Source organism: Sinorhizobium sp. P24N7 (assembly GCF_042436655.1).
Taxonomy (GTDB): Bacteria; Pseudomonadota; Alphaproteobacteria; order Rhizobiales; family Rhizobiaceae; genus Sinorhizobium; species Sinorhizobium meliloti_A.
The window spans coordinates 24,437-51,072 of sequence record NZ_JBHMIW010000020.1; the positions used below are offsets into that span (position 1 = coordinate 24,437).

Here is a 26,636-nt window from a genome sequence, read left to right on the forward strand (position 1 = left end):
GCAATTCCACTTGCTCCAGCGACCTTTGCGTGCCTGATAACACGTGCGGCGCTGTATATTCTCGTTTTCGAGGCTGTCACATGCGCTGGAGATTTTCCACGCTCGAGATCATCCTGTTGCTGCTCGTCGTCGCCGGCAGCGGCATGGCCTATGCGTGGGTCGTCTACGGCGGCGGCGGTCTGATCGGCGCAACCTATGCGCTCTTCATGTGCATGCCGATTCTCGCCTTTGAACGGCACATCATCTTCCGGCGCCTTTACCGGAGGATCCACGGATCGCCGACGCCGGCGTTTCTTCTCTCGTCCCTCGCCGTCTACTTCATATTCGTCAACGTCGGATATGCAGCCGCCGGGCTGCTTTTGCACGTCGCCGGCGTCATGCGTGAAAGCAGGACGGACGCGATGCTGCCATCGCTCAATGTGCTGGTGTACGCGCTTGCGACCTCCGGTCCGATCATATTCGTGCTCAGGGTGCGCGAATTGCTCGGCCGCGATATTTTCCTGAGCCTCCTGACTGGGCGATACCGCAAGCCGGTGCAGGAGGAACGTGTGTTTCTTTTCATCGATCTCGCCGGATCGACATCGCTTGCCGAGCGCTTCGGTGACCTGCGCATGCAGGAATATTTGGGAAAGCTGTTTGCAGCCATGGCTGATCCCGTGCTGCGCTATGGCGGATCCATCGACGACTATGTCGGCGACGCTGCCGTGATCACCTGGCCTTACGATCGCGCTGTCGCGGATGCAGCCTGCATCCGCTGCGTGTTCGACATTCTGGAGCAGATCGAAGCGGACGCCCGTCGCTGGCGAAAAGACTACGGCGAGGTGCCGCGCCTGCGTGCCGCTCTGCATGGCGGCACGATCGTTGCCGCGGAGATCGGCGTCGACAAACACAAGATCACCTATTTCGGCGACACCGTGAACACGACGGCACGCCTGGAGGGCCTGTGCCGAACGCTCGACCGTCAGGTCTTGATCTCAGCCGATCTGCTGCGGCGCTTGCGCCCGCCCGTCTTCGTGCGCGCCGAGGATCTCGGCGAGCATGAGGTCAAAGGTCGTGGCCAGAAGCTCGCGGTTCTGTCGCTCACGGCCGGTCCGCTCAGCGGCGACGGCGCCCTGGACCCAGACGGGAAGCCCGTTAGCAGTCCGTCCGTCGGGGCATTCACCTCGCTGTAAGACAAACTTCAAACAGCTGTCATCGAAGCCGCCTATCGGGTTCACCTGCACTCCAACCCGAGGTGAACTTATGACGAAACCCATCCTTGCCGCCATGGCGTTAACCCTTCTGGCGTCGAGCGCCGCGCTTGCCGAGGAAAAGGCCTTTCCTGCAACGCTCGAGGCGCACGCGATCCTCCCCGCAAACACCATTATCGCCGCGCCGGCGGATGCCGCGGAGTACCTCAAGACCTCGGGCAAGTTCTCGACCGCCGACCGCAAGCGCGCCGCCGAACTGGGCAGCGTCGCGGGCAAGGATGGCGTTCGCCCGACCGGTCTGTCGCTGCCCTTCAACGGCCAGCCGATGCAGGGCTTCTCCGGCATCAAGGCGATGGAGGACGGCACTTTCTGGAGCCTTTCGGACAACGGCTTCGGCAACAAGCTCAACTCGACCGACGCAATGCTGATGCTCCACCACCTCAAGATCGACTGGGACGCCGGCAAGGTCGAGGCGTTGAAGACCCTGTTCCTGTCCGACCCCGAACGCAAGGCGCCCTTCCCCATCGTCATGGAAGGCTCGGCCACCCGCTATCTCACGGGCGGCGACTTCGACGTCGAATCGATCCAGCCGGTGGCCGACGGCTTCTGGGTCGGCGAGGAATTCGGACCCTACATCCTGAAGTTCGACCTTGACGGCAAGCTCACCGATGTCATCGCGACCGTCGTCGACGGCAAGCCCGTACTCTCGCCGGACAACCCGGCACTGACGCTGCAGGGAGATCCCTCCAAGAAGGCACCGGACTTCAACCTGAAGCGCTCCGGCGGTTACGAAGGGCTGGCACTTTCGAAGGACGGCGCGAAGCTCTACGGACTGCTCGAAGGCCCGATCTGGGCGGACAGCGAGTCGGTGGAAGAGGCGGAGGGCCGGCCGGCGCTGCGGATCGTCGAGCTTGACGCCGGCAGCAAGGCCTGGACCGGGCGCAGCTGGCTGTATCCACTCGCCGAAGGCGGCGAAGCGATCGGCGACTTCAACATGCTCGACGAGAAGACCGCGCTGGTGATCGAGCGCGACAACGGCGCCGGCACCGTCGACAAGGCCTGCGCGGATCCCAAGAACCCGCAGCCGGATTGCTTCGCCGTCGGATCGAAGCTGAAGCGTGTCTACAAGATCGCCATGAACGACGAAAACGTCGGCAAGGCCGTGCGCAAGATCGGCTATGTCGACCTGCTGAAAATCGCCGATCCCGACAACCGCAAGCGCCAGGGCGGCGGCCAAGGCTATTACGACATGCCCTTCGTCACCATCGAGAATGTCGATCGCGTGGACGAAACGCATATCATCGTCGGCAACGACAACAACCTGCCATTCTCCGCCGGGCGTTCGCTCGACAGGGCGGACGACAGTGAATTCGTGTTGCTCGAAGTCGGCGAATTCCTGAAGGCCGAATAAGTGCCCCAGTGCCGCGCATCCTCAGATGCGCGGCACCCTGCTGTGGCAGGAACGAGCCGGAAAGGGTTCAGCGCTCGAAGGAGAAGGCGAGCTTCTTGCCGGTAAGCTTGCCGAGTTGCTGGAGCCGGCCGTCAAGGCGTTCGCCCTCGAAGTCGGCATAGGCTGCCGGGACGACGAATTCGAGATCGATGTCGGGCTTCGAAGATCGCCGGAGCGTGAGGTGGCGCGCCACACCCGGCATGGAGGCCGAAAAGAGATAGGCGACGCGCAACAATCCGCCCAGGAGCTTCGCCAGCTCGAGCAGGCGCGGCGTCGTGATGCCTGCGAGCGGGCTCGTGGCGCCGTCGTCGTTAAGCCCCTCGAAGCGGTAGTAATTCGCGAGCGCGATATAGGCCCGTCCCGCATGCGTGATGCCGGTGAACGCCGAGTGCGCAATGATGTTCAGCGCCTGCAGACCGCGATAGTCCGGATGCGCCCGCCAGCTGATATCCGCCAGCAGACAGGCGGCCTGGCGGTAGCGCCTCTCCTCTTCCGTTTCTTCGATGCCGAAGAACGACACGAGGCGGCCGGTCCATTCGGCGAGCTCTCGCGCATGCTCGGGCGAACGGGCCCGAAGGATGGCGAGTTCGTTGGCAGCCGTCAGCAGCGGGTCCTGCTGGCGTTCCTCACTGGAAAGCAGCGAAAAGAGATACCCTTCGCGGACGCCGAGCGCGGAAAACGAGATGCGCTCGGGCTTCATGATGGAGATTGCCTCATGCATCGTCACCGCACCGAAAGGCAACAGGCTCCGGCGGCTCTTGGAAATCGTCGCATAGGCGGAGGGCTTGATATTCTTCGGCTCCATCACTTCGGCAAGGATCGCCAGCGCCTCGTCATAGGAGATCTCGTAACCCTGCATCATGTGCAGCGGGTAGTTGTGCATCTCCATGTGCAGCTTGGCGATGGCTCGCCAGGTTCCGCCCACGGCGTAGAACGTGCGTCCGGTCCCCTTCTTCAGGACCTCGGCGTCTTTCATGACTTTGCGTACCCAGGTCCGCGCCTTGCTGAGCGAGCCGCTCGAATGTTCGAAGAGGCGGATGCCGCCCAGAGGCAGCGTTATGCCCTTGCCGATCCGCTTGCCGTCTACATCGACAAGCTCAAGCGAGCCGCCGCCGAGATCGCCGACGACGCCATCCGGCTCATAGTAGCTGCTGACGATGCCCATCGCCGAGTAATGGGCCTCCTCCTCCCCGCTCAGGATCTTCACCCTTTGCCCGAGGATGGCTTCCGCCCTTTCGATGAAGGCCGCTCCGTTGGTGGCCTCCCGCGCCGCAGCGGTCGCGATCACATACATCTCGGTCGCGCGCGCCTGGTCGGAGAGTGCACGAAAGCGGTGCAGCGCCCTCAGCGCCCTCGCCACGCTTTCCTCCTCCATGCGGCCGGTCGCATCTATGCCCTTGCCGAGGCCGCACATCACCTTCTCGTTGAAAAGCATTGCCGGCGAACGGCTCAGCCCTTCATAGACGACGAGACGAATGGAGTTGGAGCCGATATCCACAACGGAGACCGGGCGGATGCCGGGCAGACGTCCCTGCGCTTCAGATTCGACCATGCAATTCCAGTTTACTTGTGCCAGCCGCTCTTCCAGCCGGCGATCAGCTTCGGTGCACTGGATTTCAGAGCCTCACCCCGGCCCGAAAGGCTCGGATTGGTCATGAAATAATGCTGAGCGTTGAACGGCTCGGCGTCCTTGCCGACTTCCATGCGGCGCGACGTGCCGTCCGGAAGAATCTCGTAGCTCTGCTGGTTGTCGATGAGATTGCCCAGCATGATCTGCGAAAGAACCTGTTCGTGCACAGTGCGGTTGATGAGAGGAACGAGCGTCTCCACCCGCCTATCCAGATTGCGCGGCATCATATCCGCCGAGCCGATATAGACAAGCGCATTCTCCGATGGAAGTCCATGTCCGTTGCCGAAGCAGAAAATTCTTGAATGCTCCAGGAAGCGACCGACGATGGACTTGACGCGGATGTTGTCGGAGAGCCCGGGCACCTGCGGCCTGAGGCAGCAGATGCCGCGCACGACGAGATCGATCTCGACGCCTGCGCAGCTTGCCTTGTAGAGCGCATCGATGATTTCCGGGTCCACCAGGGAGTTCATCTTCATCCAGATCGACGCCGGCCGCCCGGCTTGCGCGTGGACGATCTCCTCCTCGATGTGCTTGAGGATGCGCGGACGCAGCGTATGCGGTGACACTGCGAGTTTCATTCCCCCTTCCGGCTCGCCGTAGCCGGTGATGAAGTTGAAGATGTTCGCCATGTCGTGGGCGATCACCGGGTTGCAGGTGAAGAACGACAGGTCGGTGTAGATTTTTGCCGTGACCGGGTGGTAGTTTCCGGTGCCGAGATGGCAATAGGTCCTGAGCTTGCCCTCCTCACGGCGCACGACCATCGACATCTTGGCGTGGGTCTTCAACTCGATGAAGCCGAAAACCACCTGGACGCCGGCGCGCTCGAGGTCGCGCGCCCAGCGGATATTCGCCTCCTCGTCGAACCGCGCCTTGAGCTCGACAAGCGCCGTCACCGACTTGCCGGCCTCGGCGGCATCGATCAGCGCGCGCACGATCGGGCTGTCGTTCGAGGTTCGGTAAAGCGTCTGCTTGATCGCGAGCACGTCCGGATCGCGCGCAGCCTGCAGCAGGAACTGCACGACGACATCGAAGGATTCGTAGGGGTGGTGGACCACCATGTCCTTTTCACGGATGGCGGCAAGACAGTCGCCCGCATGTTCGCGCACACGCTCCGGGAAGCGCGGATTGTAGGGCTCGAAGCGCAGGTCCTCGCGCGGCGCCTTGGTGATCTCCGAAAGCGTGTTCAGTGCTAGCAGGCCCGGCAGGACCGCGACGCGATTTTCCGGGACACCGAGCTCCTGCACGACGAACTGGCGCAGCGAAGCCGGCATCTCCGAATCGGTCTCGATGCGGATCACCGACCCGCGACGGCGGCGCTTGAGGGCGGTCTCGAAAAGACGCACGAGGTCTTCGGCTTCCTCCTCGACTTCGATATCGCTGTCTCGAATGATGCGGAACGTGCCCGACCCTTTCACCTCGTAGCCCGGGAAAAGCCGGTCGATGAACTGGCTGACGACATCTTCGAGGGTGATGTAGCGGATGACGTTCTTGACATCCGGCAGGCGAATGAAGCGATCGAGCGCCACCGGCAGGCGCAGCAGTGCCGTCATCGGGTCGCGCCCGGTCTTGCTGACGAGCTGCAGGCCGATGGAGAAGCCGAGATTCGGAATGAACGGGAACGGATGCGCCGGATCGATCGAGAGCGGCGTCAACACGGGGAAGATCGCCTGGTCGAATTCGTTCGCGAGCCAGCTGCGATCCTGCGCGGAAAGCGAAGCCGGACGGACGATGAGGATATCTTCCTTGGCGAGATATTGCTGCAGGACGGCAAGCGATGCCTGCTGCTCCATCTGCAGATTGTCGACTTCCGTCAGAATGCTCTCGAGCGTTTCCGCCGGCGTCAGGCCGTCCGGGCTACGCAGCGAAAGCCCGGAACGGACCTGGCCCTCCAGACCCGCGACGCGAACCATGAAGAATTCATCGAGATTGGCGGCGGAGATCGACAGAAAACGGACGCGCTCCAGAAGGGGGTGCGCCGTGTTCAGCGTCTCCTCAAGGACCCGGCGGTTGAACTGAAGCCAGGAGAACTCGCGGTTGACGAAGCGCTCGGGGCTCTTGAGAAGGTCCAGCGCTTCGGCCGGCGCCTCACGCTTCTGCTCAGCAGATGCCTCGTGTTCCGTGATTGCAGACGTTGCGCTGTCCATGCCTGTAAAGCCCCATTACTCCGAACGACGAGCTACCCCAGTTTGACGACGGAACTGTGACAGTCAATCGGAGAGGCTTGTATTTGCAAGCTCTTCCAGAACTTCCGCGGCGAGCGCACGGGTCGGCCGCGTTCCACGCGCAAGCGCCAGGTGATCTATCCGCTCGACGATGGTCTGCGCCGCCTCCAGCGAGCGTTCCATGCGCGCGACGACATAGCCGACCAGGCGCTCGTCCACGAGGAGCTGGCGGTCGGCAAAAAGCTTGGTGAGCACCTGCGCGAGCAATTCGTCGTCGGGCTCGCCGATTTCGACCACGGTGGCAGCCTTGAGGCGCGACTTGAGGTCAGGAAGTCGCACCGGCCATGACATCGGCCATAGCCGAGACGTCATCAAAAGCGCCGTACCGTTCTGTCGCACGCTGTTGATGACATGGAAGAGAGCCGTATCGTCGAAGCCCTGGCGGTCGGCATCCTCGAAGAGGACCGGCTTTTCCGCGGCGATATCGGCAGCGTTCGAGCCGGCAAAGGGATGTATCGGCTCCGCCCTCGCCTTTTCGCGCCAGATGCCCGAAAGATGCGATTTGCCGGAACCGACCGGCCCGCAAATGATGACCACCGGCGACGGCCAGACGGGCCAGTGATCGACGATGGAAATGGCCGCGCTCAACCGGTCCGAGACGAGCAGGTCGTCGCGACCGGTTGCGGGCGCATGGCCGAAGACCAAAGGCAATTGTTCGGACAGATGTCTCTTCATGCATTACCCGTGAGCATTCACCTTTTGCAGCTACGCACGTCCGCACGGAAAACCGCTATGCACTGGAAGTGCTCTAGCCGTTGCTCTCCGGCTCCTTGTGAACGGCTGTTCTATGCCCGTGATAGAGATCGCTATCAAGGTACCGCTGGATGCCGAAGCGGACAAGCACACCGATCGCGGCCGCTGCGGGCACCGCCACGAGCAGGCCGACGAAGCCGAAGAGCGCGCCGAACGCAAGCAGGGCGAACATCAGCCAGACCGGGTGCAGCCCGACGCTTTTGCCGACCAGTTTCGGCTGCAGAATATTGCCTTCGAGAAACTGGCCGCTGAAGAAAACGGCGAGAACCACAAGGATCCAGACATAGTCCGGCCAGAACTGAACGAGCGCGACGCCGAGCGCAAGCACGAGACCGACCAGCGATCCCACATAGGGGATGAAACTGATCATGCCGGCGAAGAGGCCGATCAGGAGGCCGAAATTGAGGCCGACCATGCTCAGCCCGATCCCGTAGTAAAGGCCGAGGATCACGCAGAGAGAGCCCTGGCCGCGTACGAACCCGGCAATGGTCGTATTCATGTCGCGAGCGATCTGCCGCACGACCTCGACGTAATCGCGCGGTATCCAGCTGTCGACCCTGTCGACCATCCGGTCCCAGTCGAGCAGCAGATAGAAGGCGACGACAGGGGTGATGACGAATAGGGACAGGATATTGAGAAGTGCCAGGCCGGAGTTCCAGATCTGCTGGAACAGCGTGCCGAGGAAGCTTGCGCCTTGCTCCAAAAGCTTGGCCGAGTTCTGCTTGATGGTCGTCATCTGGCCGGCGAGCCAGTCCGGCAACAGCGTCGACTGGCTGTCGGTCAGGAACTCCTGAAGCCTGGTGATGTAACCCGGCATTTTCTGAATGAATTCGGCAGCCTGCGTGACGACCAGCGGAACGATGATCATCAGCGACAGCGCCAGCACGACGACGAAGGCGACCAGGATGGCGATCGTCGCCATCAGCCGGCTCAGACCGAGCCGCTCCAGGCGATCGGCTACAGGATCGAGAAAATAGGCGAGCGCCATGCCGGCGAGAAAGGGCAGAAGGATGGAGCTGAACACCAGCAGGAAGGCAATGAAGCCGACAAGCACCAGCAGCCAGAAAAAGATCTGGCGCTGAAGTCCCATACTGCTGACCCGATCGCCCATGACGGCCCCCGTTGCGCGCGGCACACCGCACCTTCCGCGTCGTTCGTTCGCACGAGATAGGGCTTGGGGCGCGCCAAGGTCAAGTCCGGCGGCGGTCACGGGACAAACGGCTTGTGACCGGCAGAAGGCGCTGACCACAGGCAGATTCACGAAAAAAGCAGGATCGGGCGCGCCTCCGCGCTTGCACTCCTCGCTTCTCCGTGCCAATCGCATCCGCAATCAGCGACGAGCCTTGGAGAGCGAGCATGAGCCAGTCGGGAAAGAACGGCCTCACCTACAGCGACGCAGGTGTCGATATCGATGCCGGCAACCTGCTGGTCGAGAAGATCAAGCCGCATGTCCGCTCGACCCGGCGCCCCGGCGCCGATGGCGAGATCGGCGGGTTCGGCGGCCTTTTCGACCTGAAGGCCGCCGGTTTCAGTGATCCCGTCCTCGTCGCCGCCAATGACGGCGTCGGCACGAAGCTCAAGATCGCGATCGACGCCGACAAGCACGACACGGTCGGCATCGACCTCGTCGCCATGTGCGTGAACGATCTCGTGGTGCAGGGCGCCGAACCGCTGTTCTTCCTCGACTACTTCGCGACCGGCAAGCTCCATCCCGACCAGGGCGCCGCGATTGTCGCGGGAATTGCCGCCGGCTGCCGCGAGGCCGGATGCGCGTTGATCGGCGGCGAGACGGCCGAGATGCCGGGCATGTATTCCGGCGGCGACTACGATCTTGCCGGCTTTGCCGTCGGCGCAGCCGAGCGCGGGCAGCTTTTGCCTGCCGGCGACATCGCCGAAGGCGACGTCATCCTCGGGCTTGCCTCGTCGGGCGTGCACTCGAACGGCTATTCGCTGGTGCGCAAGATCGTTTCGCTCTCGGGCCTTGCCTGGGATGCTCCGGCACCTTTCGGCGAAGGCACCCTCGCCGACCTCCTGATGACTCCGACGCGCATCTATGTGAAACCGCTCTTGAAGGCGATCCGCGGGACGGGTGCGATCAAGGCACTGGCCCACATCACCGGCGGCGGCTTCCCCGAGAATATTCCGCGGGTGCTGCCGAAGCATCTTGCCGCCGAGATCGACCTCGGCGCGATCAAGCCGCCGGCCGTCTTCTCGTGGCTCGCAAAGACCGGCGGCGTTGCCGCTAACGAGATGCTGCGCACCTTCAATTGCGGCGTCGGCATGATCGCCGTGGTTCCGGCGAGCGAAGCGGAAAAAGTTGCGGCCGTGCTTGCCGGCGAAGGCGAAACGGTCTTCACACTCGGCCGCATGGTCGCACGCGCCGAGGGCACACCCGGCACGATCTACAAGGGCAATCTCGCCATATGAGCTTGATGACCGGCAAGAAGAAGGTCGTCGTGTTCATTTCCGGCGGCGGCTCCAACATGATCGCGCTGGCGAAGGCTGCCGCCGCGCCGGATTTTCCGGCCGAGATCATTGCGGTGATCGCCGACAAGGCGGATGCAGGTGGCCTCGACAAGGCGGCCGGGCTCGGCATTCCGACCTTCGCCTTCGTTCGCAAGGATTTTGCCAGCAAGGAAGCGCACGAGGGAGCAATCCTGGCCGAGCTCGACCGCCTCCAGCCGGACGTGATCTGTCTCGCGGGCTATATGCGCCTTCTTTCTGCGGCCTTCATCCAGCGCTACGAGGGCCGGATCCTCAACATCCACCCGTCACTGCTTCCGCTCTTCCCAGGGCTCCACACGCACCGCAGGGCGATCGACGCCGGGATGAGGATCGCAGGTTGCACCGTGCACTTCGTGACGGAGGGTATGGACGACGGGCCGATCGTCGCCCAGGCGGCCGTACCGGTCGTTTCCGGCGACACGGCGGATACCCTCGCCGCCCGCGTTCTTACCGTCGAGCATAAGACCTATCCGATGGCGCTTCGGCTCGTGGCTGAAGGCAAGGTGCGGATGGAAGCCGGCCGGGTGGTCAGCCATGCCGTGGGCGAGGCAACCGGTACGCTCATTTCCCCCGTCATCTGACGTAAGCGGGTCATCTTCCCATCGCCAGCCGCCGGTCGAGCGCATCAAGGACGCGTCGTGTCAAAGCGGCATAATCGCCATCGAAATGATGGCCACCCTGGATGGGAACCACCTCGATACCGGAGGATTTCAGATCCGGGCAAGCGTCGTCCTCCTCGTCGGTGCCGTAGATGCACTGAACGAGTGGCGGCTCGATCGTCTTGATGTCGTCGACCGGGTCGCCGGCATTCCCCTCCCCATCGGCGCCGAGCCAGCCGAGGACGGAGATCTTGTAGTCGGCGCGATGCGACAGTGCCATGAGCGTGACCTGCCGTATGCGTGCGCGGGTCGCGGGCGCAAGCAGGTTGTATGTGCGCGGCAGGATGTCGGCGCCGAAGGAATAGCCGATCAGCACTACGTTGCGGACGTTCCACCGCTTGCCGTAATAGGTGATGACACGGGCGAGATCGTCCGCCGTCGCCTGCGGCTGGCGCTCCGACCAGAAATAGCGCAGCGAATCCACCCCGACGACGGGCACGCCCTGCTGCTGCAGGGCATTGCCGACCTCCTTGTCGATGTCGCGCCAGCCGCCGTCGCCGGAATAGATCACCGCCATGGTATCGCGCGTTGGCTTCGCATCGAGAACGGTCAGGGGGAGCCCGAACGGGTTGTTCCCGTCGTCCTCCTGCTGGATGTACCCGGCGAGCGTGCCGGAGAGTGCAGCATAAACGTCTTCGTCGCTCGCCTGGATTTCGACGTCCGGATGCTTGGCAGCGAGAGCGGCAACGTGCTCGCGCCCGGCGGGCGACGCAGACGGCGAAGAGATTACGGTTACCGGGTCGGGTAAGGCGCCATCGGTCAGGCCGTAGACCATGCGGTCGCCTTTTCGAGTTTTTTCGGCAGGAGTGCAGAGCTGCTTCGTCAGGGCGATACCCTCTTCGGGATCGACCGCCAGCGTCCGGCCGATGGTCGCTGCGGGCGACTGTGCGGCGATTGCCAGCGCCATGGCGCCGCCGGCGCCGACGCCAGCGACGATCGGCGGCCGATAGGCGCCGCTGTCGGCCGCGCGCTGTACCTGCTGACTCAAGGATTCGATGTCCGAAACCGTGTAGACGCAGTCCCCGTCATCCCTGGCAAGGGCTGCCAGATAGGCCTTGAGGTCGATGCCGATGACGAGCGCTTTCTCGCTCGAAAGCTTTCGGGCCACGGCATCCTCCCTCTCTGTCCAGCCGCCGGCGTCCGAAAGCAGCACCACGGCGCCGGAAGGCGCCTCTTTCGGGAACAGGATGTGCGGTGCGGGGATCATGCCGGTGTCGAACTTTGCCGAGTCTTCGGCAAAAGACGGAAGGGATGCAGTGCCGGCAATCAGGGCCGCCACGGCTGCACGCTTCAATATCCTCTTAATGGGGGTCATTTCCCGATCACTCCCTTCAGACCGCCGCCGATCAGGAATGTCGCATCCATCAGCGCCAGGATCGGGTTGAAGCCGCCGCTCGCCACCAGGTAGCGCGGTTGCCACTGCGGGTGAAACTTGGACTTGAAGGCACGCAATCCCTTGAAGTTGTAGAAGCGCTCGCCGTGCTCGTAAAATGCCCGGCCGGCGCGGTCCCATACGGGCGCCAGCCGCCGCTCCGACATTCCCGACAGCGGTGCCATTCCGAGATTGAAACGCCGATAGCCTTCGTTCTTCAGATATTCCATCAGTTGCGCGAACAGGAAATCCATCGCCCCTTTCGGCGCCTCGGGCGAGAAACGCATGAGGTCGACCGAGCCCTCCTCCTTCGTGCCGGTGATCAGAATATTGGAGAAGGCCACGATGCGACCCTGCCATTTGAGGATCGCAACAGGCTGCGCCGTCAGATATCGCGGATCGAAGGCGCCGAGGGAAAAGCCCTTTTCCCGCGCATTGTGGTGGGCGAGCCAGGCATCGGAAACCGCCTCGAGCTCCGGAAGGATCGCCGATACCTCCGCAGGCGCGACGACCGAGAACTCCAGCCCGTCGCGAAGGCCACGGCTCACCTGCTGACGCAGGTTTGCCCATTTGCCGCCCTTCATCTCGAAGCGCGTGAGATCGACCTCGGCAAGTTCGCCGAGGCGGAAGGCTCTCAAGCCCGCATCCGCGTAATAGGCAAGCCCGCGGGCCGAGACCTGGTAGAAGACGGCCCGGCAACCATTGGAGCGCGCCGCCTCGATGAACTGCCAGATCAGGTCCGGCCAGGCATCCACGGGCCCGACCGGATCGAACAACGCAATCCAGGAACGCGCCCAGCGGCCATACATGATGAAGGCCCGGCCGTCGGCGGAGAACATGATGCTCTTGTCGCCCATGCGCACGAGGTTGGCATCGGACATGTCCTGCGCGTCGACGATGGCGATCGCCCGTTCCATCTCCTGCCTGCAGGCGGGGGCAACCGCCGCAGCGGCCGGGCGCATCAGGCTCCAGGTCGCTACAGCACTTGCGCCGATCGTCACTCCCAGAAGGGCGCGGAGCCCGCGCGGCGCCTCGGCGGAGAATTCGAACTGCCACCAGAGCTCATGGCTATATGCGACGTCGCGATAGACGAAGAGCAGGACGACGAATGCGCCGAAACAGATCACGCCGAGCGCGGTAAGCCACGGCAGCGTCAGCGCCTGTCCGAAAAGCGAGGCGGGACGGTTGAAGAGCCGCCGACTCGCGAGCAGCCCGACAAGGAGGAAGGCGAGCATGCCGGCTTCCCCGAGCGCCACCGCCTTCACCAGGGAAAGCAGGATTGCGGCCAGCGCGATCGCGATCGATGCCCACCAGGCGCCGTCGAGACGCAGCGCCAGCCCCCGCGCGACGATGAACAGCGCCAGCCCCAACAGGCTCGCCAGGAAATGCGCCCCTTCAATGATCGGAAGGGGCACGTAATTCGCAAGAAAGTCCAAATTCTCGTCCGGCGTCGGCGTCACGCCCGAGAGCACCAGCATCAGGGCGAGGACGAGCGCCAGCGTGGCAAGCAGAAGCGGCGTCATCCGGCCGCCGGCGCGGCGAAGGCTGGAGGCCGCAGGATGGCCCGCCAACTGGCGGAGTTCGATGCCTATCATCACGACGATGGCGATGAGCAAGGGCAGCAGGTGGTAGATGACGCGGTAGAGGACGAGTGCACCGAGCACCGCGTCGACGCCGGCTGCGCGGCCCAGGCTCGCAACGATCACCGCTTCAAAAACACCGAGCCCCGCCGGCACGTGGCTGAGCACGCCGAGGCCGACCGCCACGGCGTAGATCGCCAGGAAGGCGGGCCAGCCCACCGTTCCGGCGGGCAAAAGGACATAGAGGACGCTCGCCGACGCAGCGAGATCGAGTGCCGTCACGAGGAACTGGCGCGAAGATGTCCGTGAGTCCGGCAGACGCAGGACGAGGCGGCCGATGCGGACCTCGCGACCGCTGCGGGCGGCGACCAGCACCGCCAGCAAGCCGGCAAGGACGAAGGCGGCGATTGCCCGCAGCCATGCCGCATCGATCCCGGTCAACGGCGCCACGTATTCGCCAACGGCAAGCAGGCTCAGGCATGTGACTGCCGCGAGCCCCAATCCGAAGGCGAGCGTGACGAAGGCGATGATACGGGCGATCTCCTCCGGTTCCAGTCCAAGGCGCGAATAGGACCGATAGCGGATTGCGCCGGCGCTCAGCGGACCGAAGCCCGCCGTGTTGCCGACCGCATAGGCGCAGGCGGCGGTGAGCGCGACGGCGGGATAAGGGAGCTTGCGTTCGATGTAGTCGAGCGCGCTGACGTCATAGAAGGTGAGTGCGAGGAAGCTCAGGCCCGTGAACAGGATCGCCGTTGCCACCGATCGCCGGCTCGTATCCGACAGCGCCGACACGACATCGTCATATTGCACCTCGGCCGTCAGGTGAAAGATCGCCGCCCCGAAGAACGCGATCACGAGGAGTGTGCCTAGCGCGGAGAGATAGCGCTGGTTGCGCTTCAGAAAGAGCATCCATGCGCCCCGCGGCCGCTGGTCTTTCTCTTCAAACTCTTCAGAGGAGGACGCCATTGGATCGCCCGTGTCGTTGAAGGAGACGACAAGGACTTACCGCAGCGCAGCGCGATCAAACAGTGAAATATCGGTAATGTAGAATATTGCAGAGTATCAGGCGATTACTTGGCCAGAGAGGCACGGTTGAGCATAGCCCACTGCAGAAGCATGATGGTTTTCGCGTCGCAGATCTCGCCGGTGCCAATCCCCGCGACGGCTTCGTCGAAGGAAATTTCCAACACCTCGATGTCCTCGCCTTCATGCGCAAGCCCGCCGCCCGCCGCGACCTTCTTCGATATATCGATGAGACCGAGGAAGAAGCTCGTGCGCTCCGTAATGGAGCCGGGGCTCATATAGGCATCGAAGAGATGCATAGCCGTCTCGATGCGGTAGCCGGTTTCCTCCATCGCCTCGCGGCAAATGGCGACTTCCGGCGCTTCGCCGTCGAGGAGGCCCGCCGGCGCTTCGAGGAGATATCCCTTTTCCCCCTGCAGGAAAACCGGCAGGCGCAGCTGGCGGACGAGAACCACCACCTGCCGCTCCGGATCGAAGAGGAGGATCGTTGCGGCGCGACCGTGGTCGTGGACTTCACGCACGAGGCGCGCGGTGCTGCCGTCGGACATTTCCTGCTCGATCGTGATCTGCTCGAGATTGATGAAACCATCCCAGACCGTCTTGCGATCGATGATCCGGAAGCGCGGGTCTGCGTTTTTGATCATAAGAAATCCTTCGAGGCCTGTTGAGATTCGGGCTACCCGCCGCCGCTTGTTCGATCGCCTGTGCTCGTCACAAGGATCCAGCCGGACCAAGTCCTTGGGCTGAAAGAACTCTTCCCGCCCCGCAGATGAGGGGGTACATAAAATCATCGTGATCTGGAGAGCGGCGGTCAGGTCCGACGCATCCAGACCCGATTGTCGTGGAATGCAGCGCCGCCATAGGGCGCCACGGCATCGGCACCGGTCAAGACGTTGATCCCCTCCCCGTCCAAGTGGGCGCCATTGGGCCAAAGCCCTTCGGCGATGACGACGCCGCGGCGGGCACCCCCTCCGATCTTCGCGTGCAGGCGAATTTCACCACGCCCGTTGCCAAGCCTGACGACGTCGCCCTCGGCGATACCGAGTTCGGCCGCATCCTCCGCATGGATCATGACTTCCGGCCGGCCTTCCTTCTGGATCGAGGACGGGGTTTCGGCAAAGGTGGAATTGAGGAAGGACCGCGCCGGCGACGTCGCCAGCCGGAACGGATGCCGCTCGTCGGCCACCTCGATGAGGTCGACATGATCTGGGAACTCGGGGAGTTCACCGTGCGGCCCCTGAGCCCCCATCGCCTCCGGTGGCCGGTTCGGCGCCGGCGTACCGGTCCAATCCGCCTTGAAGCGGAACCTGCCGTCCGGATGCGCGAAACCGTTGAGGAAATGCGCCTCCTCGAAAGCCGGCTGGCAATCGAGCCATTTCCGTTCCTTCATCTCGTCGTAGCCGATGCCGTAATTGGCGAGCAATCGATCGATATGCTGACGTTCCGTCATCCCGAAGCCGGGACAGTCTGCGACGCCGAGACGCTTTGCCAGCTCTTCGATGACGAAAAGATTGGTTCGCACGGTCGGCGGCGGCTCGACGACTTTCGGCCCGAGCAGAACATGCTGGTGGCCGCCACCGCGATAAAGGTCGTCGTGCTCGAGGAACATGGTGGCCGGCAGGACGATATCCGCGAGTTGCGCGGTGTCCGTCATGAATTGCTCGTGCACCGCGACGAAGACGTCGTCCCGCAGAAAGCCGCGCTTCACCAGCCGCTGCTCCGGCGCGACATTGACCGGATTGGTGTTCTGGATGAGCAATGCCGTCACGGGACCGCGATGGCGAAGCGCCTCGGCGTCTCCGGTCAGCACGCGGCCGATCTGCGACTGGTCGAGCATGCGCATATCCGGATCGTGAAGGGCGCTGCCGACGAGCTCGCGCTTGTCCAGCCGGAAAATGTCGTTGTTCGAATGGAAGGCACCGCCGCCCTCGTGCTTCCAGGAGCCGAGCACCGTGGCAACGGAGGCTGCGGCATGGATCGCGACGGAACCGTTGCGCTGGCGGGTGAAGCCGTAGCCGAGACGGAAATAGGTCCGCGGCGTCGTCCCGACGAGTCTCGCGAAAGCTTCGATCTCCTCCACCGAAAGCCCGGTGATCGCGGAAGCCCATTCCGGTCCGCGCGTCTTCAGATGCGCTTCGAGCCCCGCGGGATCGTCGGCGAATTCAGCCATATAGGCGCGGTCCGCATGACCGTCGCGGAAGGCGACGTGCATGACGGCGCAGGCGAGCGCCGCGTCGGTGCCCGGCTTCAGGACCAGCCCCATATCGGCCTGCTTGATCGTCGGATTGTCGTAGACGTCGATGACGACGATCTTGGCGCCGCGCTCCTTTCGCGCCTTGACCGCGTGGGTCATCACGTTGACCTGCGTCGCAACCGCATTGGTGCCCCAGATCACGACGCAATCGGACTTGGCCATCTCTCTTGGGTCCGGCCCGCGCAGGGTACCGGTCGCCATGGTGTAGCCGGTCCAGGCCATGTTGGTGCAGATGGACCCGAAGAAGCCGGAATAGCGCTTGGCGTGGCGCAGCCGCTCGATGGAGTCGCGTTGCACCTGCCCCATCGTGCCGGCATAGAAATAGGGCCAAACCGCCTCCGAGCCGTGTCTCTGCTCGGCTTTGACGAACTGGTTGGCAATCTCGTCCAGGGCCGTCTCCCAGGAAATCTCCTGCCAACGCCCCTCGCCCTTCGCACCGAGCCGGCGTTGCGGCACCATCAGCCGGCCAGGATGATAGATGCGCTCTGCATAGCGGGCGACCTTGGCGCAGATCACCCCCGCCGTATAGGTGTTTTCCGCCGCGCCGCGTACGCGGCCGATCCGGCCCTCGGCGGTGAGGTCGACCTCCAGAGCGCAAGCCGAGGGACAGTCGTGCGGACAGACCGAATGGCCGATGGTTTTTTCTTGTCTGATAGGGGTCGCAACGTTCATGGCTTTTCTATATGGCATGGCCAGGGACGCTCAAAGCCCCATTCGCCATTCATCGAAACAATTGATCGCGGCCATCGGCAACGCTTATGAACTACCGGCACATCTACCACGCGGGCAACTTCGCCGATGTCCTGAAGCACGCGGTGCTGGCACGGCTCGTCACCTATCTGAAGCAGAAGGACAAGGCCTTCCGCGTGCTGGACACCCATGCGGGGATCGGCGTTTACGACCTTTCGAGCGAGGAAGCGCAGAAGACCGGCGAATGGCGCGAGGGCATCGGAAGGCTGATAGAGGCCGAGCTTCCCGCCCCGGTCGCCGCCATTCTCGAACCGTATCTTTCCGCCGTTCGCGACCTCAATCCTGAGGACGGCCTCATGCATTATCCGGGGTCGCCGAAGCTCGCTCGCATGTTGTTTCGCTCGCAGGACCGGCTGTCGGCCATGGAACTTCATCCGGAGGATCACGAGGCGCTGCACCGGCTCTTCGAAGGTGATTTCCAGAGCCGCATCACCCGGCTCGACGGCTGGCTGGCGCTGGGCGCACATCTGCCGCCGAAGGAAAAGCGCGGGCTCGTTCTCGTCGATCCTCCCTTCGAAGCCGAAGGCGAGTATGAGCGGCTGGTGGACGGGTTGGCCAAGGCGTACCGCCGCTTCAGCGGCGGCATCTACTGTCTCTGGTATCCGCTGAAGAAGGGCGCGCCGATCAGGGATTTTCACGAGTCGCTCAAGGCTTTGGAAATCCCGAAAATGCTTTGCGCCGAACTGTCGGTGCGCAGCGATCGCGTTACCACGGGACTCGCGGGATCCGGCCTCGTCATCGTCAACCCGCCCTTCACGTTGAAAGGCGAACTCGACATTCTCCTACCCTATCTGAAGACACAACTCGCCCAGGATCGTTTCGCTTCGGGGCGTTGCTTCTGGCTGCGCGGCGAGGCGCCGCTCGATCGAGGGCCTTGACGGATAAGGTTCTGTGGCTTCAATCTCTTACGACGACTCAGGGAGGTAGCCATGACTTGCAAGCTTGCCGCAATGCTTCTCACCTCGCTTTCCCTCGTTGCCGGCGTGGCCAGCAGCGCGGTCGCCGCAGACTTTGCGGAAGTTCCCGTCGCCCGGCACACCTACGACGTCGGCGTTTGCGGCAACCCCTCCGTCCTGGGCTTCATCACCCGGCGCTTCGACTACAAGGCGGCGAACTATCTGCGCGCCAACATCGCCATCGCCGAGATCCGCGAAATGGGTCAGAGCCGCTTCGAACCGCGCGATTACACCCATCTGGTGGAACGCGAATATTGCTACGCGACCGCGGTGACGACGGACGGCGTTCGGCGCCCGATGTGGTATCTGATCGAACGGCCATGGGGCTTTGCCGGCGTCGGGTCCAATATCGAGTTCTGCGTCGGGGGTCTCGACCCATGGTATGTCTACGGCGCCAACTGCGCTTCGCTTCGGTGATCGCAGCACCTAACGCATGTCGCCCAAAAGTGCGCAGCGGTTTTGGGACAACGACATGCATCGGTACGAAAAGCTGAAGCGCATCTCACGAACTCGATCGAGTGCGACGCGTTTCAGCCTGCTGCCGGCAATCGTCGTCCTTGGCACGCTTCTCGGCTGTAGCGGTGAAGAAGGCAGCCAGACTGCCCCGAACGCCTCGAATGATTTGGCGAAACGTGCGTCAATGGCGCCTGTGCCCGTCGGCACGGGTTTCGACTTCTATGTGCTTTCCCTCTCCTGGTCGCCGACCTGGTGCGACGCCAACGACCCGAAAGGCAAGTCCGACCAGTGCGAAACCGGCCGCGGGCATGGCCTGATCGTACACGGGCTCTGGCCGCAGAACGAAGGCAGCTATCCGGAATATTGCCGGACGCGGCACTCGGATCGCGTGCCCGAATCACTCGGACGGCAATATTTCGATCTCATCCCCTCGATGGGCCTTATCGGCCACCAGTGGCGCAAGCACGGCACCTGTTCCGGCCTCAGCCAGAGGGATTATTTCGCGGTCACGCGGGCCGCGCATGAGAGGCTCGCCATTCCTTCGGAATTGACGGCTGCGGACGGCGCGGAGAACCTCTCCGTCCAGGCGATCGAAGCGGCCTTCGAGAAGAAAAATTCCGGGATGACGAGCGAGTCGATCGCTGTTACCTGCGAAGGAAGGTTACTCGAAGAAATCAGGATCTGCTTCGACAAGGAACTGAAATTCATGGCTTGCCCTCAAGTCGACCGACAGGCCTGCAGACGAGACACCGTCTCGTTGCCTCCAGCACCATGATGGAAAGACATCGCATGAAGATACTCTACTCGCCCGCCTCCCCCTATTCGAACAAGGTCCGCATGGCGGCTCATCATGCCGGAATCGCGGCGGAAAGCGTTCTCACGGAAACCAATGCCAATCCGCCGCAGCTGATCGACAACAATCCGCTCGGAAAGATTCCGACGCTGATCACTGACGACGGCCTGGCAATCTACGACAGCCGCGCGATCATGCATTTCATCGATCGCGAAACCGGGGGCAAGCTCTATCCGAAGAATCACGAGAAGCGTACCCGGATCGAGATCTTCGAGGCACTTTGCGACGGCCTTTGCGACAGCCTGCTCGCGATCGTCTACGAGAAACGCTTCCATCCGCCTGAAAAGGTGCACCAGCCCTGGATCGACCGGCAATGGGAAAAGGTGGAACGGGGCCTCGACTACCTCGAAGCAAACCTGCCCAAGACCGGAGGGAAGCTCAATGCCGGTCATTTCGCACTCGCCGCCACGCTGCGCTACATCGAACTGCGCTTCGCCGGCGAATGGCAGAAGGGCCGGCCCAAACTCAAGAACTGGCCTGCCAAATTCGAGAAGCACTTCCCGGATTATTCGAAGTTCAAGGCTTGAGCATCGCGAAGCTTGCTCTTGCTTGCATCGCCCCTCATCCGGCCTGCCGGCCACCTACTCCCCGCAAGCGGGGTGAAGGAGACTCGTGGCGCGCGCCGCAGGATGCGGCTCAAAACAAAAAAGGCCGGGGTTAGCCCGGCCTTTTTTCGATCGCGTTGGACGGATCAGAACTTGACGCCCATACCGAGTTTGACGCTGTGCTCGTCGTAGCCGGACGAGATCGTCGAACCGCCGGCGCGGAAGTCCTTGGAGCCGTAATCCGTGTAGCGGTATTCGGCACGCGCGGTGATGTTGTCGGTGACGAAGGTTTCGGCGCCGACACCTGCGGTCCAGCCGACAAGAGTCTTGTCGTCGGAGCCTGCCGGAGTCGAAAGCTTGGCATTGCCGAGTGCGACACCGGCCGTGCCGTATACGAGAACCGGGTTCAGGTCGACACCGACGCGACCGCGGACCGAGCCGTTGACACCCTGCTTGACGCGGCGGCCGCTGGAGCGGGCATCGTTGCCGGTGTAGTTTACGTCGGCCTCACCGCCATAAACCATCTGGCCGTCCTGAACGTTGTAGCCGCCATAGAGACCGCCACCGAAACCAACCGACTTATTGTTGCCGGTCGCATCGGCCTCGCCATGGTGCCAGTCGATGGTGCCGCCGACATAGGCGCCGGACCAGTTGCGCACCGCCGGTTCGGTATATTCGGCAGCCGGAGCAGCCGGAACTTCGTCGACCACGTCAGCGGCGTGGGCGGCCTGGAAAGCAACGAGGGCCATGGCCGAGGCCATGAGGGTGGTGGTGAGCGTACGCATACTATTCTCCTTTCGAACCGGCGTTCCGTTTTAGGTGTTTCCCGGCGGAACACCGGACATCTGTAATTAACCCGCCCGGTTGACCCGAAATTGATCAGGAAATGAGGAATCTCAAGAGCCAAAATGTGAAATTTTAGTGGCGGCAACGCGACTGAAAAGCGATGTTGCAGCGCAGACACAGGAGTTTTATTAACCATGATGCAAGATTAACGAAAGATATACTATAGCAATACAAACTATTGCAAATTACGGCTTCCGCGTTAATTTTTCAGAAATGAATCCTCCGGCGAGAGTTTCGGCGAGCGTTTCCAGTCTATATCTTCTGCCACTCGGCATCAGGATTCGAAGAACGGGACGAAACGTTGAAAAGGACACTCAAGGCGGCGCTCGTTACCGGCGGCGCCCGACGCATCGGCAGGGCAATAGTCGAGGATCTGGCGGCGCACGGTTTCGCGCTCGCTATTCACGCGAACGGATCGTTCGCAGAAGCGGAGGCGCTCGCCGAGAAGCTGGGAAAGACCGGCGCGAGGGCGGTCGCACTCAGAGCCGATCTTACCGAAGTCGGCGCTGCCTCCGGGCTCATCGCGGAGGCAACGGCCCTGCTCGGTCCGGTGGATCTCCTCGTCAACAATGCCTCGGTGTTCAACAAGGACAGCCTCGCCGAGTTCGACGAAGCGGTATGGGAGCGGCACTTCGCGCTGCATGTCAAAGCCCCCTCCCTGCTCGCCCGCGATTTTGCCCTGCAGCGGCCGGCCGACGTCTCCGGTCTCATCGTCAATGTGATCGATCAGCGCGTCTGGTCTCCAAATCCGCGCTTTTATTCCTATATGTTGTCGAAGTCGGCGCTGTGGACGGCAACTCAGACGATGGCCCAGGCGCTCGCCCCCGACATTCGCGTCAACGGCATCGGACCCGGGCCGACGCTGCCGAACGAGCGACAGGATCCGCGTGATTTCGAGGCCCAGGTCGAGGCGCTGATCCTCAGGCGCGGTCCGGCGCTCGATGAATTCGGACGTGCGATCCGCTTCCTTTTCGACACGCCGTCGGTTACCGGACAGATGATTGCACTCGACGGCGGCCAGCACCTTGCCTGGGAGACGCCGGATATTCGGGAGATAGTGGAATGAACGGGCAGACGCCCACCGATGGCGGCATCCTTTACGACGCCACGGAGACGGACGACGAAGACGATCTGGTCGAAGTGACCGAGCCCGAACGGCCGGCGCCGGCAATAGGATGGGCGGAGAGCCTGCCGGAAGCGGCGGGCCTCAAGGGAGCCGAACTCATCCAGGCCTTCGTCAAGCGCCTGCCGAACGGGCCCGGCGTCTACCGGATGCTCAACGAGGCCGGCGACGTGCTCTATGTCGGCAAGGCCCGCAGCCTGAAGAAGCGGGTGAGCAACTATGCGCAGGGGCGCGGCCACTCGAACCGCATCGCGCGCATGGTTCGCGAGACCGCACATATGGAATTCGTGACGACGCGGACGGAGATCGAGGCGCTGCTGCTCGAAGCGAACCTCATCAAGCGCCTGCGCCCCCGCTTCAACGTGCTTCTGCGCGACGACAAGTCCTTCCCCTATATCGTCGTCACCGGCGATACGCGTGCGCCGGCGCTCTACAAGCATCGCGGCGCGCGCAGCCGCAAAGGCGACTATTTCGGCCCCTTCGCCTCGGCCGGAGCAGTCGGACGCACGATCAATTCGCTGCAACGCGCCTTTCTTCTCAGAACCTGCACGGACAGTGTCTTCGAAACACGCACGCGCCCCTGTCTGCTCTACCAGATCAAGCGTTGTTCCGCGCCGTGCACGAACGAGATCAGCGATGCGGACTACGCGGAACTGGTCAGCGAAGCCAAGGACTTTCTCTCCGGCAAGAGCCAGGCGGTGAAGGCGACCATTGCCTCCGCCATGGCCGAGGCTTCGGAAAACCTCGATTTCGAGCGTGCCGCGCTTTACCGCGACCGGCTGGCCGCGCTGAGCCACGTCCAGAGCCACCAGGGCATCAATCCGGCCGGCGTCGAGGAAGCGGACGTCTTCGCCATTCATCACGAAGGCGGCATCTCCTGCATCCAGGTGTTCTTCTTCCGGACGGGGCAGAACTGGGGCAATCGCGCCTATTTTCCGAAAGCCGACCCTTCGATCCCGCCGGCCGAGGTGCTCAGCGCGTTTCTTGCACAGTTCTATGACGACAAGCCCTGTCCGCGGCAGGTCCTGCTCTGCGCCCCCGTGGAGGAACAGGAACTGCTTGCACAGGCGCTCAGCGAGAAATCCGGCTACAAGGTCTCGATCCTCGTGCCGCAGCGCGGAGAGAAGAAGGATCTCGTCGAGCATGCGCTCGCAAACGCCCGCGAGGCGCATGGCCGCAAGCTCGCGGAAACCGCTTCGCAGGGGCGCCTGCTCGAAGGCTTTGCCGCAACCTTCCAACTCCCTTACGTGCCGCGCCGCATCGAGATCTACGACAACTCGCACATCATGGGCACCAATGCGGTGGGCGGCATGGTGGTCGCCGGCCCGGAGGGCTTCGTCAAAGGCCAGTACCGAAAGTTCAACATCAAATCGACCGACATCACGCCGGGCGACGATTTCGGCATGATGCGCGAGGTCATGACGCGGCGCTTCTCCCGCCTCCTGAAAGAGGAGGGCAAGCCGGATCGGTCCGCAGAGCCGGGTGAGGATGCCGGTTTCCCCGCGTGGCCCGACGTCATCCTGATCGATGGCGGCCAAGGGCAGATGACGGCGGTTCGTGCGATTCTCAAGGAACTCGGCATAGAGGATAGCGTGACGGCGATCGGCGTCGCCAAGGGCGTCGACCGCGACGCCGGCCGCGAGCGTTTCTTCGCCGAAGGCCGGGAAAGCTTTACGCTGCCGCCGCGCGACCCGGTCCTCTATTTCATCCAGCGCCTGCGCGACGAAGCGCACCGCTTCGCGATCGGCTCGCATCGGGCTCGCCGGAAAAAGGAAATGGTCAAGAATCCGCTCGACGAGATCGCCGGAATCGGCCCGACACGCAAACGCGCGCTCCTCACCCATTTCGGCACCGCCAAGGCAGTCTCCCGCGCCGGCATTAACGACCTGATGTCGGTAAACGGCATTTCCGAAACGGTCGCCCGTATCGTCTACGAGCATTTCCACGAAGACGCCGCCAAATGACGGCGCGGCGCGGTTCAGCCTGCATTCAGGCGAAATCCGCCAATTATGACAGGCGTCACGCAATGATCTGTTGACCTTATGGTCGCAAAGTCATTCTGTACAGCTGAACCCGGAGGGGATGAGGAAAGGCATTCGGCGTTTCCGCCCGCATCCCGCTTCGACCACTAGAATCGATCGCGCCGAGACCCCAGATGGCGGGAAATGAGGACTGTCGTGTCCAGAGAAACCGAATCCATGCCAACGCCCATAGCCTATAGCATCCCGAATCTGCTGACCTATTTCCGCATCCTGATCGTGCCGCTGATCGTCTTCTGCTTCTTCATCGAGGGCCGGCTTCACAGCTCGGACTTCGCGCGCTGGACCGCGCTTATTCTCTTTGTCGCGGCTTCGATCACCGACTTTTTCGACGGCTATCTCGCCCGCATATGGAAGCAGACCTCCAATATCGGCCGCATGCTCGACCCGATCGCGGACAAGCTGCTGGTCGCCTCGATCCTCCTGCTCGTGGCCGCCGACGGGACGATCGCCGGCTGGTCGATCTGGGCTGCCATCATCATCCTCTGCCGCGAGATACTGGTTTCCGGTCTGCGCGAATATCTTGCAGCTCTCAAGGTCAGCGTTCCGGTGACGCGGGTTGCCAAATGGAAGACGACGATCCAGATGGTGGCGATCGCGTTCCTGCTCGCCGGTCCGGCCGGCGACAAGATCGTGCCCTATGTGACGGAAGCCGGTATCCTGCTTCTGTGGATCGCCGCGGCCATCACACTCTATACCGGCTACGACTATTTCCGCGCCGGCCTGAAACATGTGGTCAACGAATGAGCACGGTAAACCTCGTCTATTTCTCCTGGGTTCGCGAACGCATCGGCAGGCCGGAAGAAACACTGGACCTGCCGGAGGATGTCGTCACGATCGCCGATCTGCTTGGCCATCTGAAGACCCGTGGCGAGGAGTATGCCGCGGTGTTCGAGCACGCGAACGTCATCCGCGCGGCGATCAACCAGGAACATGTGGAGCACGGCGAGCCGATCGCCGGCGCCCGCGAGATCGCCCTCTTCCCGCCGATGACGGGCGGCTGAGATCATGGCTGCCCCGGTCACCGTGCGCGTCCAGCGCGACGATTTCGACATCGCCGCCGAAGTCTCGGCGCTTTGCCGTGGGCGGACTGACATCGGTGCGGTGGTCACGTTTTCGGGGCTGTGCCGGGACGAGGCCGGAGCCCTCGGCGCCCTCGAGCTCGAGCACTATCCCGGCATGGCGGAGGCGGAGATCGAACGGATATGCGAGGAAGCGGTCGAGCGCTTCGGCCTGCAGGCCGCAACCGCCATCCATCGCTTCGGCCGCATGGAGCCGGGAGCGAACATCGTCCTGGTGGTAACCGCCTCGCCGCACCGGCAGGCGGCATTCGATGGCGCGAATTTCATCATGGATTTCCTGAAGACCTCGGCCCCCTTCTGGAAGAAGGAACATCGCACCGACGGCAGCGCAGGCGATTGGGTCAGCGCGAAGGATGCGGACGACGCGGCGCGCGATCGCTGGACGCGTCGCTGATCTCACATCGCCTAGCGGTTCATGGAATGATTTTTTCCCGGCGCGTGATCGCGAGCACGATCACCAGAAAGCCGAATATGGCGAAGTCCCGCCAGAGGATGGGTCCATAGGCGCTCCACAAGGTCTCCATGAGGCCGATGCCGGCTGCGCCCAGTGCCGCGAATAGCGGCGAAGCCTGCCCGCCGATGGCCGCGATGAACAGGACCTTGACCCCGAAGGTCAGGCCGGTGCCGAAATCCATGTTGCCGTAATAGGAAGCAGCGAGAATCCCGCAGAACGCAGCGATCAGCGACGCCACGCCGTAGGCGGCGACATAGACCACGCCGGGATCGATACCGCAAAGCGCGGCGGCCTTGCGATCCTCGGAGACGGCGCGCCAGTAGCGGCCGGCATAGGAACGGGTCAACAGCCATTGGCCGCCGGCGACAAGGGCCACCATGAGCGCGGTGTTGACGAGTTGTACGACCGTCAGCGCGACCGGAAAGGCAGGATTGGGCCAGAACACCACCACGTCGTTCAGGAAGGGCGGCAGCCAGAGGCTTCTGGTGTCGGAGGCGAGCCGGGCTGTTTCCATCAACACCAGCAGGCTTCCGAGCGAGGCGACGACCACCGCGTTGGCGGAAGAAAAAGCCAGGGGCCGCATGACGTAGCGGCCGGCAACAAGGCCGGCACCGAGCCCGAATGCGAGCGCCGCTGCCGCCCCCAGCGCGAGCGCCGCCGGCAGCACCAGCCACAGCCGGCTCCAGCCGACATCGGCGAAGAGCACGAAGATTTGCCCTGCAAAGGCGAAGAGTGCGCCATAGGTCAGATCCGCCCGGCGTGTGACGGCAAAGGCGATGGCGTATCCGAAGGCGAGCGCCGCATAAAGCGCGGCCACGGGCACGGCGTTGGCGATCTGCTGCAGGAAATAGGCCATGGCACATCCGCGTGATGACAAGCGTACTATAACTGGTA

The 26,636-nt window shown here is 63.0% G+C and carries 23 protein-coding genes; 13 read left to right on the top strand and 10 right to left on the bottom strand.

All coding sequences use genetic code 11. The features are described from left to right. The first annotated feature begins 80 nt into the window (after nt 1-80). Nucleotides 81-1,172 (top strand): adenylate cyclase Cya2, encoded by a 1,092-nt coding sequence (gene cya2, locus ACFHWW_RS28480; RefSeq protein ID WP_379942464.1) that lies wholly within the window; start codon nt 81-83, stop codon nt 1,170-1,172. A gap of 70 nt (nt 1,173-1,242) precedes the next feature. After that, nucleotides 1,243-2,601, top strand: a complete 1,359-nt coding sequence (locus ACFHWW_RS28485; protein WP_379942466.1) for an esterase-like activity of phytase family protein — start codon at nt 1,243-1,245, stop codon at nt 2,599-2,601. 67 nt (nt 2,602-2,668) lie between these two features. Here ACFHWW_RS28485 and ppx read toward each other — a convergent pair whose 3' ends face one another. The 4 genes from ppx to ACFHWW_RS28505 form a co-directional block, all read right to left on the bottom strand. Further along, nucleotides 2,669-4,192, bottom strand: coding sequence for an exopolyphosphatase (gene ppx / locus ACFHWW_RS28490; protein WP_100672139.1), 1,524 nt, complete (start codon nt 4,190-4,192; stop codon nt 2,669-2,671). A gap of 11 nt (nt 4,193-4,203) precedes the next feature. Further along, nucleotides 4,204-6,414: an RNA degradosome polyphosphate kinase gene (locus tag ACFHWW_RS28495; protein WP_018094702.1), complete on the bottom strand. Its 2,211-nt coding sequence runs from the start codon at nt 6,412-6,414 to the stop codon at nt 4,204-4,206. A gap of 63 nt (nt 6,415-6,477) precedes the next feature. Beyond that, the gene (gene hdaA, locus ACFHWW_RS28500; RefSeq protein ID WP_379942469.1) at nt 6,478-7,167 is read right to left on the bottom strand and encodes a DnaA regulatory inactivator HdaA; all 690 of its coding nucleotides are present in this window, start codon (nt 7,165-7,167) and stop codon (nt 6,478-6,480) included. Nucleotides 7,168-7,240: 73 nt separating this feature from the next. Further along, a complete protein-coding gene (locus ACFHWW_RS28505; protein ID WP_033047220.1) occupies nt 7,241-8,356 on the bottom strand; it encodes an AI-2E family transporter in 1,116 nt (371 codons plus the stop codon). 245 nt (nt 8,357-8,601) lie between these two features. Here ACFHWW_RS28505 and purM point away from each other — a divergent pair, with 245 nt between their 5' ends. Together purM and purN are read left to right on the top strand one after the other, a co-directional pair. Beyond that, nucleotides 8,602-9,672 carry a phosphoribosylformylglycinamidine cyclo-ligase gene (gene purM, locus ACFHWW_RS28510; protein ID WP_379942471.1) on the top strand — a complete coding sequence of 357 codons (1,071 nt, stop codon included), beginning with the start codon at nt 8,602-8,604 and terminating at the stop codon, nt 9,670-9,672. Further along, nucleotides 9,669-10,331 carry a phosphoribosylglycinamide formyltransferase gene (gene purN, locus ACFHWW_RS28515; RefSeq protein WP_275596496.1) on the top strand — a complete coding sequence of 221 codons (663 nt, stop codon included), beginning with the start codon at nt 9,669-9,671 and terminating at the stop codon, nt 10,329-10,331. Before purM ends, purN begins: the two co-directional genes overlap by 4 nt. Before the next feature lie 10 nt (nt 10,332-10,341). Here purN and ACFHWW_RS28520 read toward each other — a convergent pair whose 3' ends face one another. From ACFHWW_RS28520 to ACFHWW_RS28535, 4 genes are all read right to left on the bottom strand, one after another. Further along, on the bottom strand, nt 10,342-11,724 hold the full coding sequence (locus ACFHWW_RS28520) for a virulence factor (protein WP_379942473.1): 1,383 nt from the start codon (nt 11,722-11,724) through the stop codon (nt 10,342-10,344). Further along, nucleotides 11,721-14,327 carry a bifunctional lysylphosphatidylglycerol flippase/synthetase MprF gene (gene mprF / locus ACFHWW_RS28525; protein ID WP_379942475.1) on the bottom strand — a complete coding sequence of 869 codons (2,607 nt, stop codon included), beginning with the start codon at nt 14,325-14,327 and terminating at the stop codon, nt 11,721-11,723. The genes ACFHWW_RS28520 and mprF overlap by 4 nt, the downstream gene beginning before the upstream one ends. Nucleotides 14,328-14,431: 104 nt before the next feature. Next, entirely contained in the window at nt 14,432-15,028 is a 597-nt protein-coding gene (locus ACFHWW_RS28530) for an NUDIX domain-containing protein (protein ID WP_018094695.1), read from the bottom strand. Between the two features lie 167 nt (nt 15,029-15,195). Next, nucleotides 15,196-17,328, bottom strand: a complete 2,133-nt coding sequence (locus ACFHWW_RS28535; protein WP_379942477.1) for a molybdopterin-dependent oxidoreductase — start codon at nt 17,326-17,328, stop codon at nt 15,196-15,198. A 68-nt stretch (nt 17,329-17,396) separates the two neighbouring features. On the opposite strand from ACFHWW_RS28535, the gene ACFHWW_RS28540 reads away from it, so the two are divergent. From ACFHWW_RS28540 to ACFHWW_RS28555, 4 genes are read left to right on the top strand one after another with little or no spacing between them, the layout of a single operon-like run. Beyond that, nucleotides 17,397-18,266 (top strand): 23S rRNA (adenine(2030)-N(6))-methyltransferase RlmJ, encoded by an 870-nt coding sequence (locus ACFHWW_RS28540; RefSeq protein ID WP_379942479.1) that lies wholly within the window; start codon nt 17,397-17,399, stop codon nt 18,264-18,266. Between the two features lie 51 nt (nt 18,267-18,317). Then, nucleotides 18,318-18,761, top strand: coding sequence for a hypothetical protein (locus ACFHWW_RS28545; RefSeq protein ID WP_324763188.1), 444 nt, complete (start codon nt 18,318-18,320; stop codon nt 18,759-18,761). Nucleotides 18,762-18,816: 55 nt separating this feature from the next. After that, complete coding sequence (locus ACFHWW_RS28550; RefSeq protein WP_409349353.1) at nt 18,817-19,575, top strand: ribonuclease T2 family protein; 759 nt, start codon at nt 18,817-18,819, stop codon at nt 19,573-19,575. Nucleotides 19,576-19,589: 14 nt separating this feature from the next. After that, a complete protein-coding gene (locus ACFHWW_RS28555) occupies nt 19,590-20,180 on the top strand; it encodes a glutathione S-transferase (protein WP_379942483.1) in 591 nt (196 codons plus the stop codon). A gap of 164 nt (nt 20,181-20,344) precedes the next feature. Here the strand turns inward: ACFHWW_RS28555 and ACFHWW_RS28560 are convergent, their stop codons facing one another. Beyond that, a complete protein-coding gene (locus ACFHWW_RS28560; protein ID WP_018094689.1) occupies nt 20,345-20,983 on the bottom strand; it encodes an outer membrane protein in 639 nt (212 codons plus the stop codon). 362 nt (nt 20,984-21,345) lie between these two features. Between ACFHWW_RS28560 and ACFHWW_RS28565 the strand changes: the two genes are divergently transcribed. The 5 genes from ACFHWW_RS28565 (at nt 21,346) to ACFHWW_RS28585 (ending at nt 25,682) form a co-directional block, all read left to right on the top strand. After that, nucleotides 21,346-22,110, top strand: a complete 765-nt coding sequence (locus tag ACFHWW_RS28565) for an SDR family oxidoreductase (RefSeq protein ID WP_379942485.1) — start codon at nt 21,346-21,348, stop codon at nt 22,108-22,110. Continuing rightward, nucleotides 22,107-24,131 (top strand): excinuclease ABC subunit UvrC, encoded by a 2,025-nt coding sequence (gene uvrC, locus ACFHWW_RS28570; protein WP_100672128.1) that lies wholly within the window; start codon nt 22,107-22,109, stop codon nt 24,129-24,131. The genes ACFHWW_RS28565 and uvrC overlap by 4 nt, the downstream gene beginning before the upstream one ends. A gap of 234 nt (nt 24,132-24,365) precedes the next feature. After that, nucleotides 24,366-24,953 carry a CDP-diacylglycerol--glycerol-3-phosphate 3-phosphatidyltransferase gene (pgsA, locus tag ACFHWW_RS28575; protein WP_003531610.1) on the top strand — a complete coding sequence of 196 codons (588 nt, stop codon included), beginning with the start codon at nt 24,366-24,368 and terminating at the stop codon, nt 24,951-24,953. Beyond that, complete coding sequence (moaD, locus tag ACFHWW_RS28580; protein ID WP_379942488.1) at nt 24,950-25,210, top strand: molybdopterin converting factor subunit 1; 261 nt, start codon at nt 24,950-24,952, stop codon at nt 25,208-25,210. Before pgsA ends, moaD begins: the two co-directional genes overlap by 4 nt. A gap of 4 nt (nt 25,211-25,214) precedes the next feature. After that, a complete protein-coding gene (locus ACFHWW_RS28585) occupies nt 25,215-25,682 on the top strand; it encodes a molybdenum cofactor biosynthesis protein MoaE (RefSeq protein ID WP_324763183.1) in 468 nt (155 codons plus the stop codon). Nucleotides 25,683-25,701: 19 nt separating this feature from the next. Here the strand turns inward: ACFHWW_RS28585 and ACFHWW_RS28590 are convergent, their stop codons facing one another. After that, entirely contained in the window at nt 25,702-26,598 is an 897-nt protein-coding gene (locus ACFHWW_RS28590) for a branched-chain amino acid ABC transporter permease (protein ID WP_379942490.1), read from the bottom strand. Nucleotides 26,599-26,636 lie beyond the last annotated feature (38 nt).